This window comes from Mycobacterium sp., from assembly GCF_052143115.1.
Lineage (GTDB): Bacteria > Actinomycetota > Actinomycetes > Mycobacteriales > Mycobacteriaceae > Mycobacterium.
Map to the genome: position 1 here is coordinate 1 of NZ_JBKQTQ010000320.1, position 10,984 is coordinate 10,984.

9 protein-coding genes and 1 pseudogene are annotated in these 10,984 nt (G+C 65.8%); all 10 read right to left on the reverse strand.

Annotated features, from left to right (window positions below; all coding sequences use genetic code 11):
* A pseudogene (locus ACLQI9_RS31305) lies at positions 1–516 on the reverse strand (trehalose-phosphatase); the annotation flags it as partial.
* On the reverse strand, positions 513–1,514 hold the full coding sequence (locus ACLQI9_RS31310) for a 1-phosphofructokinase family hexose kinase (RefSeq protein ID WP_442392745.1): 1,002 nt from the start codon (positions 1,512–1,514) through the stop codon (positions 513–515). The pseudogene ACLQI9_RS31305 and the gene ACLQI9_RS31310, both read right to left, overlap by 4 nt.
* Positions 1,515–1,519: 5 nt before the next feature.
* On the reverse strand, positions 1,520–2,401 hold the full coding sequence (locus tag ACLQI9_RS31315) for a 3-oxoacyl-[acyl-carrier-protein] synthase III C-terminal domain-containing protein (protein WP_442392747.1): 882 nt from the start codon (positions 2,399–2,401) through the stop codon (positions 1,520–1,522).
* A complete protein-coding gene (locus ACLQI9_RS31320; RefSeq protein WP_442381508.1) occupies positions 2,385–3,482 on the reverse strand; it encodes a 3-oxoacyl-ACP synthase III family protein in 1,098 nt (365 codons plus the stop codon). The genes ACLQI9_RS31315 and ACLQI9_RS31320 overlap by 17 nt, the downstream gene beginning before the upstream one ends.
* A 197-nt stretch (positions 3,483–3,679) precedes the next feature.
* A complete protein-coding gene (locus ACLQI9_RS31325; protein ID WP_442381506.1) occupies positions 3,680–4,861 on the reverse strand; it encodes an acetylornithine transaminase in 1,182 nt (393 codons plus the stop codon).
* Positions 4,858–5,796, reverse strand: a complete 939-nt coding sequence (argB, locus tag ACLQI9_RS31330) for an acetylglutamate kinase (protein WP_442381504.1) — start codon at positions 5,794–5,796, stop codon at positions 4,858–4,860. The genes ACLQI9_RS31325 and argB overlap by 4 nt, the downstream gene beginning before the upstream one ends.
* On the reverse strand, positions 5,793–7,007 hold the full coding sequence (argJ, locus tag ACLQI9_RS31335) for a bifunctional glutamate N-acetyltransferase/amino-acid acetyltransferase ArgJ (RefSeq protein ID WP_442392749.1): 1,215 nt from the start codon (positions 7,005–7,007) through the stop codon (positions 5,793–5,795). Before argJ ends, argB begins: the two co-directional genes overlap by 4 nt.
* Positions 7,004–8,047, reverse strand: coding sequence for an N-acetyl-gamma-glutamyl-phosphate reductase (gene argC, locus ACLQI9_RS31340; protein WP_442381501.1), 1,044 nt, complete (start codon positions 8,045–8,047; stop codon positions 7,004–7,006). The genes argJ and argC overlap by 4 nt, the downstream gene beginning before the upstream one ends.
* Before the next feature lie 250 nt (positions 8,048–8,297).
* Positions 8,298–9,155, reverse strand: a complete 858-nt coding sequence (locus ACLQI9_RS31345) for a GNAT family N-acetyltransferase (protein WP_442381499.1) — start codon at positions 9,153–9,155, stop codon at positions 8,298–8,300.
* 190 nt (positions 9,156–9,345) lie between these two features.
* The gene (locus tag ACLQI9_RS31350; RefSeq protein WP_442381497.1) at positions 9,346–10,608 is read right to left on the reverse strand and encodes a phosphatidylserine decarboxylase family protein; all 1,263 of its coding nucleotides are present in this window, start codon (positions 10,606–10,608) and stop codon (positions 9,346–9,348) included.
* Between the last annotated feature and the right edge of the window lie 376 nt (positions 10,609–10,984).

The following is a 10,984-nucleotide window of genomic DNA, read 5'->3' on the forward strand; positions in this document are numbered from 1 at the left end:
TCGGGCGCCCAGAACACCGATGATCTGACCGTATGACTCCACCGCATCGGGAAGCTGCGAGATCCGCCGGTCACCCACGCGTACAGCGACGTCGTCCAGGTCCGCAACCACAACGTCGGCGCCGCACAGCAGTAGTCTGTCGGCATGCCCGGTGCGGTCGACACCGATGACCAGTGCGAAACCGCCGTCGTGGGCCGCCGCTATCCCCTCACCGGCGTCGTCGACGACGACGGACCGTTGCGGACGCACACCGAGTCGGCGGGTGGCTTCGGCGAGGACGGCGGCAGGCACGCCATCGACACAGACACCGAAAAGGTTATCAATCCCAGCGGCTTTCAAGAGCTGTTGACCGCCAGGGTGCAACGAGTGGACCGCCGTGGCGATCCCGACGTCGAGTAATTTTCGCACTAGGTTGATCGTCGACTCGAACAGAACACCATCAGTGTCGGCCAGCACAGCGTCGAGGTTGAAGATTACGGCGTCGTGGTAGCGCGGATCGACGGTGACGGGCGTCATGGCGATGTCTTTGCTTGAGCGGACAACCATTGGTCGCGATCGACGTCTGTGGGGTCGGGGACCATCTCGAAAAGTCGCTCGACATCTTCACGGGTGCAGGGCGCGGTGCCGGGAGTCAGCAGCATGGCCGCACCGGCGGCGATGCCCAGCCGCACCGCCTTGTTGAGTTGCCAGCCACGGCTCAGGCCCACGGTGATGCCGGCGACCATGGCGTCGCCGGCGCCCACGCCACTGCCGCAAGGCACCATTACCGCCGAATAACGTTGGCTTCCATGCGGTGTAGCAAGCAGAGCCCCCTCGGACCCGAGTGACACGACGACGAACTGAGCGCAGCCGCGGTCGATGAGTTCGTGCGCCGCGGCGAGCTGCGCTGACTCGCTGATGAGTTCCCGGCCGACGCATTCGCGCAGTTCTCGCACGCTCGGCTTGAGCAGAAAGACGCCGGAAGAGATATGTCGCAGTCCAGCTCCGGAGGTGTCCAGAATCAGCCGCGCACCGCGCTCGCGACAGAGGTCGGCGACCAGCTGATAGAAGTCGGCAGCAACACCAGGCGGCAGGCTACCGCTCGCCACCACGAAATCCGCGGATCCTGCAGCAGCACTTAGCTTTTCAAGGCACTCGGCCTGCTCGGCACCGGTGAGCGGCGGACCCGGGAGCACGAAGCGGTACTGCCGGCCGGTGCTGCGCTCGTCCACGGTGAAGCTTTCCCTGGTGGAGCAAGCCACGGTGATCCGCTGCACCGGAACCCCGGAGTCAGCGACAAGATCGGTCACCTTGTTGCCGGCGTGACCACCCGCCGGAAAGAGCGCCGACACCGATGCGCCGAGCACATGGGCGATTCGCGCGACGTTGATTCCGCCGCCGCCGGGATCGTAACGGGGCACCCCGCAGCGCATTTTATCGGTGGGAATCACCCGATCGGTGTCCGTGGTGATGTCGAGCGCCGGATTCATCGTCAGGGTCACAATTGTGGATCCCGACCTCGTCGGTGATTTCATGTCTGCTACACCGGATGCAGCGCGTCGCGGTAGAGAGCGGCACCCGCGGTGACTCCCGCGCCGGCGGCAACGAGCAGAATGCGGGCGCCGGGCGAGAGTTCCTCGGCTGCAAGGAGTGCCGCGACTAGCGAGGCGGTGTGCATGCGTTCGTCGTCGGCGACGATGATCCGTTCCACCGGTATTGCGAGTTTGGCGGCCAGTGCCGCGCGATAGCCGTGCCGGGCCGGCGAGGCGACGATGATGTCGACGTCGGAAAGGCCGAGCGAGGCCTCCTGAAGGCAGCTTTGGGCGACTTGGGCGCCGGCGGCGGCGAATTGCTCGTCCATCGCCGCCGACCCGCTGAATCGAAGCACATTGCGCGCGTCTTCGAGTCCGACAGTGGCGCGGAAGTTTTCACCGTCGTCGGGGATGGTCACCCAGTGCACACGGCCGAGTCCGAAGTCGTCCTCGCTCCAGCCGCACAACAGTGCCGCCCCGACGGGGGAGAACGGAAAGTGCTCACTCATCCCGCGCCCCGGGTTGGCGTCACTCGCGACGACCAGGGCGCAGTTGATGGTGTGTGACCGCAGGAATCCGTCGACGATCTGCAAGGCGGTGAGGACTCCGCAGGTTCCGTTCGAAATGTCGAAGGAGAACGTGCCGTGAGCGTCGTCGTGTGGGTCCTCGGGGTTGGCCCCGATGTCCTCCTGGATGAGCGCAGCGAGGGCGGGCTCCGCCAGATTCTTGTCGCGGTAGATGCCGGTATTGATCAGAAGGTCCACGTCGTCGGGCTCTCGGCCCGCTCGTTGCAAACAGGTCTTGGCCGCCGCGACCGCCAGATGCAGTGCGCTGTGACGGGTGCGCCAACCACCTCGGGTGACGTCGAGGCGATCAATCACTGTGCCCATAGCGGCCCACCAAATCCTCGTCCACGGTGAGGAGAACGACGCCGATCTCCAGACCTGATGCCAGAGCAATCAAGGCGATAGTTTCGCCCGGCCGGATCCGCCCGGCTTCGAGTTCTTCCACGAGGGCCACCGTGTGGGTCGTCGACGCCGTGTTTCCGTACCGATCGACGGTGATCACGGCGTCGTGCCGTGGACTGTCACCCAATGAAGCGGACACCGCGGCCATCCCCTTGCGTATCGCGCGGGCCGAGGTCTGATGCGTGATCACGTGATCGATGTCGTGTATCGCGATGCCGGCTGCTTCGAGGACTTCGTGCAGTAAGAGCGGGGTGTCGGCAATGGCTGCCCGCTGGATCCCGCGAGAATTGGTGAACATCCGGGCACCGGGATCATGCCCCTTCGGGTAGGCAAGGCACAGCCGGCTGTAGTCGGCAACCGTGGTGAATCCGGCAAGGCTGATGCCGCCAGACCCGGAGGTGGCACGTTCGAGCAGAAGTGCCGCTCCCGCATCGCCCAGTGTCAGGCACGCGAGTTCTTTGCTCATGATGTTGTGGATGTGCCGGGCCGCATTCTGGCCGAGCTGCGAGATGTACTCGCCGCTGACCACCAACCCGCGCTCGACGGCTCCCTGCCGGATCCAATTGTTGAGCACCGTGACACCGGTCAGCATTCCGGCACACGCGTTGGACAGGTCGAAGGTCATCGCCTTAGTTGCCCCGATCGCGCGGGCAACGGCGCTGCTCATAGTTGGCTCTATCCACTGCGTCAGGCCGCCGCGAAACTTCGTGATGCTGCAACTGATCACCACATCGAGCGACGCGGCCTGCTGTTGTGCCTTGTCCAGGCAGTCCAGCGCGGCCGAGGTTGCCAGAGTGTAGGAGTCATCGTCTCCAATCGAGACGCGACGTTCGTGTATGCCGGTCAGTCGTTCCAGATCGATGTGCGTGTTATGACGCGTGGTCGCCATCAATTCGTCTGTTGTGAGCACAGTGGCAGGCAGATGCCGCCCAGCTCCGGCTAGTCGGGCGCGAAACGGCGCCGGGAGTCCTTCACCCTCCATCACCAACCAATGTTTGGGCATCGTCGCCCTCCTTCGCTTTCCCAGGATGGGTCGCGACGGCACGGGCCACCAGAGCATTTGGACCCTTATAAGGAGCGATTGGGGTGAGGTCGGGACTTTTTGGACCGCTGGGATGACCAGATGCCCTGGCACGCCCTCCGGGGTCGTGTTCCCGAGGAGCTCGTCAGGCGAGCCAGCGTTATCTCAGTACCGCACCCTCATGCCGCCGCTTTGTCCAGCACATCCGGGAGGGTCGTCACAAACTGGTCGATCTGCGCCTCGGTGATCACCAGCGGCGGAGCCAGCCGGATCACGTCCGCAGCGGCGGCGTTGACGAGGAAGCCGGCCTCGCGGGCGGCGGCCTCCACCGGCTTGGCGGCCTCCTTGGTCAGGACTACACCGCGCAGCAGGCCGCGGCCCCGAACATGGTCCACCAAGGGGTGATTCAGCGACTCGATGCCAACGCGGAGCGACTTGCCGAGCGCGTTGGCGCGTTCGATCAGGTTGTTGTCGGCCAGCGTGCGCAAGACCGCCAGCGCCGCGGCCGCGCAGACCGGATTGCCGCCGAACGTGCTGCCGTGCAAGCCGGGCGTTAGCAGCGCCGCGACGGGCCCGACCGCCAGGCACGCCCCAATCGGCAGCCCGCCGCCGAGCCCCTTGGCCAGCGTTACCACATCGGGGGTGATCCCTTCGTGCTGGTGGGCGAAAAACGCTCCGGTGCGGCCCATCCCGGTCTGCACCTCATCGATCACCAACAGCGCGCCATGCGCGGCGGTGATTTCCCTGGCGGCAACCAGATAGCCGGCCGGTGGGACCACGACGCCGGCCTCGCCCATGATCGGTTCGAGGAACACGACCGCGGTGTCGTCGGTCACGGCGGCCGCGAGCGCGTCGACGTCGCCGTACGGCACGTGGGCGACCTCGCCGGGCAGCGGGGCGAACGGCGCCGAGATTTCAGGGTGGCCGGTCAGAGCCAGTGACCCCATCGTGCGGCCGTGAAAGCCCCGTTGGGCGGCAACGAGTTTCGTGCGGCCGGTGAGCCGGGACAGCTTGAACGCCAACTCGTTGGCTTCGGCGCCGGAATTGCAGAAGAACACCCGCGCGCCCTCGACGCCCCACCGGTCGACGAGGGCTTCGGCCAGCGCGATGCCGGGCTCGTGAGCGTAAAAGTTGGAAGTGTGGCCCAGCGTGGTCAGCTGGCGGGTCGCCGCCTCGATCACCGCGGCATGACAGTGTCCCAGAAGATTGACCGCGATTCCGCCCAGAAAGTCGATGTAGGTGTTGCCGTCGACGTCGGTGACCACCGCGCCGTCACCGGAGGCGAGCGCGAGCGGCGGGGTGCCGTAACAGCGCATCATTACGGCGTCCCACCGCTTGAGCATCGTGTCGGTGCTGGTCATGCGCGCACCACCTTGGTTCCGGCGCCGTCGTGGGTGAGAAGCTCAACTAGCACGCAATGCTCGAGCCGACCGTCGATTATGTGCGCGGCAGGTACCCCGCCCTCCACCGCGCGCAGGCAGGCCTCGACCTTGGGTACCATGCCGGACTCCAGCGACGGCAGCAGTTCGGCCACCGTCACGGTGTCGATCTCGCTGACCAGCGAACCTTGGTCCGGCCAGTGGGTGTAGAGCCCCTCGACGTCGGTCAGGATGAGTAGCCTTTCGGCTCGCAACGCCGGCGCCAGCGCGGCTGCGGCGCTGTCGGCGTTGACGTCATACACCACGCCCGCGGCGTCCGGGGCAATGGATGAGACCACCGGAATACGGCCCGCCGCAATGAGATCCAGCATCGCGTCGGTGTTGACGCTTAGGATGTCGCCGACCAGGCCGATGTCGGTGGGCACCCCGTCGACCATGACGCTGCGCCGCGCCGCGGTGAACAGCTGCGCATCCTCGCCGGTGATGCCGACTGCATAGGGCCCGTGCGTGTTGATCAAGTTCACCAGTTCCCGTCCGACGTGGCCGAACAGCACCATCCGGGCCACGTCGAGCACCTCCGACGTGGTAACCCGGAACCCGCCCTTGAATTCACTGGTGATCCCGAGCCGTTTGAGCATCGCACTGACCTGCGGGCCGCCGCCGTGCACGACGACCGGCTGGATGCCGCAGTTGCGCAAAAACACCATGTCGGCGGCGAACGTGCGCCGCAGCGTGTCGTCGATCATCGCGTGGCCGCCGTATTTGACCACGACGATCTTGTTGTGCAGGTGCTTGAGCCACGGCAACGCCTCGGCAAGCACCCGGGCCTTGACGTCGCGGGTAACGGTGACCGGCGGAGCCGCTCGGCCGGCGACATTGGGTTCAGCCGCCTGGCCGGCGACATTGGAAGAAGTCATGAGCTGTAGGCCGAGTTCTCTTCGACGTAGCCGTGGGACAGGTCGGTGGTGCGGATGGAGGCCTCCTGGGCACCGAGGCCCAGATCGATCACGACTTCGATGTCGGCGCCGCTCAGGTTCACCTCGCGGGCACCCGGCGCCCCGACACCGTCGACGAAGACGGGAGAACCATTGAACGACACCCTGATCCGGTCCGGGTCCACGGTGATCGGTGCCATGCCGACCGCGGCCACCACCCGTCCCCAGTTCGGGTCCGAGCCGAACAGCGCGGTCTTGACGAGGTTGTCGCGGGCCACAGTGCGCGCGATGGTCAGCGCGTCGGCCTCGGTCGGTGCGCCGGTCACCGTGACCGTGACGCGTTTGGTGACACCCTCGGCGTCGGCCCGCAGCTGGGCGGCCAGATCGTCACAGACCCGCAGCACCGCATCGTCGAGATCGTCCTGGGTCGGCGTGATTGCGCTGGCCCCCGATGCCAATAACAACACGGTGTCGTTGGTGGAGGTGCAGCCGTCGATATCGAGCCGCTCGAAGGTCAGCTCGGTCGCGCGGCGCAGCGCCCGATCCAGCGCGGCGGTGTCGGCGACGGCGTCGGTGGTCAGCACGCAGAGCATCGTTGCCAGCGACGGCGCCAGCATGCCCGCACCCTTGGCCATGCCGCCGACCGCCCAATTGTCGCCATGGTGCAGCGCCACCTGTTTAGGCACGGTGTCGGTCGTCATGATCGCTCGCGCGGCTTGCTCGCCGTTATCCTGCCCGCCGGCCACCTCGTGGACTATCTGCTGCACCCCGGCCAGCACCTTGTCCATCGGGAGGCGGTCGCCGATCAGCCCGGTGGAGCCGACCGCGACCTCGGTGGCCCCCGTCTCGATGCCGCGGTCCGACAGCGCGGCCGCGACGGCCTCGGCGGTGTCGTAGGCGTCCTGGTAGCCGTCCGCGCCGGTGCAGGCGTTGGCGCCGCCGGAGTTGAGGATCACCGCGCGCAGCCGCCCGGTGCTCACGACGTGCTGCGTCCACCACACCGGGGCGGCCTTGACCTGATTGCGGGTGAACACTCCGGCGGCACCGTAGCCGGGGCCCTCGTTGAACACCAGCGCCAGGTCCAGTGACCCCGATGCTTTGATGCCCGCGGCGATGCCGGCAGCCCGGAACCCGGCGGGTGCGGTGACCCCCTCGGTGTGCACCAGCCGGGTATCCGCGGATACGCTGGTCACGGCGCCACGCCCACAACCGATAGCCCGTCGGTCTCCGGCCAGCCCAGCGCGAGGTTCATCGACTGGATGGCCGCCCCGGCGGTGCCCTTGACGAGGTTGTCGATCACACAAACGGCCACCAGCGTTTCGGCGTCCTCGTCGACGGCGACTGCCATCTGGGCGGCGTTGCTGCCGATCACCGCCTTGGTGTGGGGGAGCTGACCTTCTGGCAAGAGGTGCACGAACGGCTCACCGCCGTAGTGCTTTTCGTAGGCGGCGCGCACCTGCGGCAGCGGCGCGATGCAGCGGGCCGTGCAGGTGGCCAGGATCCCGCGGGCCATCGGGATTAGCACCGGGGTGAAACTCACCGACACATCGCGATCGGTCACCGCGCGCAGGCCTTGGGCGATCTCGGGGGTATGCCGGTGGACGCCGCCGATGTTATAAGCCCGCGCCGACCCGATGACCTCCGAGCCGAGCAACTCGGTCTTTGCCGTACGGCCGGCGCCCGACGCGCCGCTGACCGCGACCACCGTCACGGCGGGTTCGGCCAGGCCTTCGGCCACGGCGGGCACCAGCGCGAGCAGCGCCGCGGTCGGATAACAGCCCGGGACCGCTATCCGGGTGACGCCGCGCAGCCGGTCGCGGGCACCGGGTAGCTCGGGCAGCCCGTAGGGCCAGCTGCCCGCGTACGGCGTGCCGTAGAACCGCTCCCAGGCAGCCGCGTCACGCAGCCGGAAGTCGCCGCCACAGTCGATGATCACAGTGTCCGGACCGAGCCGTTGCGCCAAGGGGGCCGAATGGCCGGGTGGCAACGCCATAAACACCACGTCGTGACCGGACAGCACGTTCTCATCGGTGGACTGCAACACTCGAGCACCGAGCGGCAGCAGGTTCGGGTGGTGTTCGACCAGCGTGCTGCCCGCGCTGGCGGCCGCCGTCAGCGCGCCGATGGTCAGCCGGCCGTCTGTGAACGCCGGATGGCCCAGAAGCAAACGCAGAATCTCCCCACCCGCATACCCGGTGGCACCGGCCACCGCGACCGTCGTAATAGCGCCCATTGGGACTCCCCTTTGTTGTGTGCCCGATGTCTTGTGCCCTACGTCTTGCCATCGTCAGCGATGCGCATCGCGCCCGAATAGGGCCGTTTGACCCTGAAGCGGCTCGACATTAGACCCGCGGGTGGCCCGGCCGAGGCTTTGTGGCCGATCAACACAGGATCGCTCACGGCAAACCACAAGGGCTACTTGCTTATCCAGCCAAGCGCCTTTGGTCACACGGGGTGCTGAGCACCCCGCGACCCGCGGTCCTTCAGTACCACGTCGACGCGAGAAACGCGCCGCGCGGCTCCGAATACAGGCCAATCGTCATCAAGTTCACTGTAAAGACCACACGCAGCCCGTGGGCCAGGCACCAGCGCAGCAGGTCGGTGTTGCGCACCGGGACAAGAAACCCGGGCCCCTGGAATGCCTCAGCCTTACCGATCAGCGCTTGTAGATCGTCATTAGTCTCGGCCACCGAGTGCGTGTAGAAGCCGATCCCGGCCGTATACCCGGTGATCCGTCCGCCGCGTTCGACCACCCTGGCCGTGCCATGTGCGAGCGAGTCGCCTAACTCGCCGCTGCGATCGTGGCCGTGCGCGCGTACACACAGCGCGTTGCACGTCTCGAGGTCAGTCGCCGTTGCCGCGCGGACACCGTAACCGGGGATCCGCAGGTCCAGCGGGTCGCCTTGCATTGCAGCGAACGGCTCGCGGACGTCGAACCCGACCTTGGCGTACAGGCACATTGAACGGTTCTTGTAGGCAGCATGCAACAGTCGCACGCCCGGTACCCGCCGTTCCTCGCTGCGCTGCAGCATCGCGTCGAGCAGTGTGCGGCCGACGTGACGGTCCTGCATGTCCGGCGCGACCGTGACATGGCCCACCCCGACAATCGTCGACCGCTCGTCAAGAAAGCTGCTCCCCACGAGTCGACCGTCGTCCTCAGCGACGATGGCGAAAAAGCCGGGATGTTCGATCAGCCCCGAAACCAAGGCGGTGGCGACCTCGACCGACGGGAACTCGTGCGGAAACCCGTGGCGCACGGCGATCGAGTCGAACGCGTCATAGCAGATGCGTCCACACTCCGGCACGTCGGCTGCGGTCGCCGGGCGTAACTTCAATGGCACGGCGGCCTCCCGTTGTCGCTGCAAACTATAGGCGCGCCGTGTGTGATTCGCGCGATATAGCCGATCGACGGTGACGCGGATCGGCTGTCGAAGTCGGCCCATCGCAGATTAACGGCACGCAATCAATCGATTCACTGTTGATAGCGGGCGGGTTGCGTTGCGGCTAAATGCATTACAGCGCTGGCGGCGATTACGCGGTGGTATTGGCGATGGCGAGCTTCGAGCAGACCAGCACCTGCGGCGCGTCGGGGTTGTTCGGCTGGGGAAGGGCCGCGAGGGTGAAGTCGGCGATCGCGCCCGGTCGAAAGACCAGGCAGTGAGTCGAACCGCCGAACTGAAAACACCCGAGTTCCTGACCCTTTCCAACGTGGTAGCCAGGCGTCACATGTTTGCCGATCACGCAAGAGGAGACCTCGTCCATGCCGATCGCCACGAAAGCCACAAGGCCGATGACAGGATCATCGGCTTCGATCAGGATGATCGCTCGCACCGCGACATGCGCGAGATAGGACTGCGAAACCGGCGGGGCGACCGCGTCCCAATCCTCCGAAACGGCCTCCGAGAAGTAAGTGCCCTGCTGGAGGAAGGCCCTGACAATCGTTCCGGCCACCGGACTGTGCCACCGGTGATAATTCATCGCGCTCAGATACGCCTGATAGACGGTTCCGCCGACGAACTGATCCACCGAATCGTCATTGCCCAGCATGTCCTGCAGCGAATAGGGCTGGCTTTTGATCCAAAACCGATCCTGGCGGTTGACACCGGTGGCAAGCCGGTAGGGCGTCGACTCGCAGGCGTTGACGATTACCTTGTCGTCTTGCGGCGAGGCCACCGGACGCGCGCCGTCCTTGAAGCGTCGGGTGAAAAAGTCGTTCCAGGATCCAAAGCCCCAGTGCTCATCGGCCGGGTCGTGCTCGAATTGCTCAATGCCGATGGCACGCCGGGCTGCGTCGCACTTCCAGCCGGACGGCGAATCGTTGAGCACATATAGTGATTCGGCACCGCTGAGAAACCGGCACCAGACGGTCAGGATCTTCTGGAGCATCGCGTTGATCCGCGGATCCCGGTAGGCCGCGAATCCTGAAGATGTGCCCATTGTCCGGTCGAGAATCGCGCAGAACGGCGTGATGACTGCGTTCTCGCCGAACTCGGGTGCCATCGTCAACACCGCGTTGATCAGACGCAGCATCTGCTCGACACCGTCCAGGTGATTCCTGCGGTACCGCTTCCTACGTGGCACTTCGGTAATCATCCGCTGCACGTACATGCGCACCACCGCATCGGAGTCGATCAACTCGCGAAACTCCGCGATCACCGGATGCAGCACCACCCGCTCGGCCCTGGCCTCCACCCGCTGGCGGTGACCGGCAAGCCACGACTCCAAGTCGTCCTGGTCATCGGGCAACCAGCCGGCCCGGCGCCGTACATCCAGACCATTGGGAGGAGTCGTCACAAACAAAACCGTAGCGGCGTGGGCTTTCCAGCGACCGCCGTTCCCTTAAACGCATATGCAACTGAACGCATACGCAACGAGATCGCCCGGCCTGCCAGGCCGCTGTCGACGACTCACGATTTTGTCGGGTGGGCGGAAGGAGTCTCCGCCACGAGATGACATGCGGCAGATAGATCGGTGACTTAGGGCCCTTCGGCCCGACGAGTCGGTGGTGGAAGCTGGCGAAGTGACCAACACGGAAGCGCGTCCGTCGGCGAAAAGCGGTGATTGGGTTAATCGCCTTCAGTCACCGGTTGCCGGCATCCCCGAGGAGAGCCAAATGCAAGCAGACGACTACGTCTGCGACATCTCGACCTTGCGGATCGAAAACGCAAAA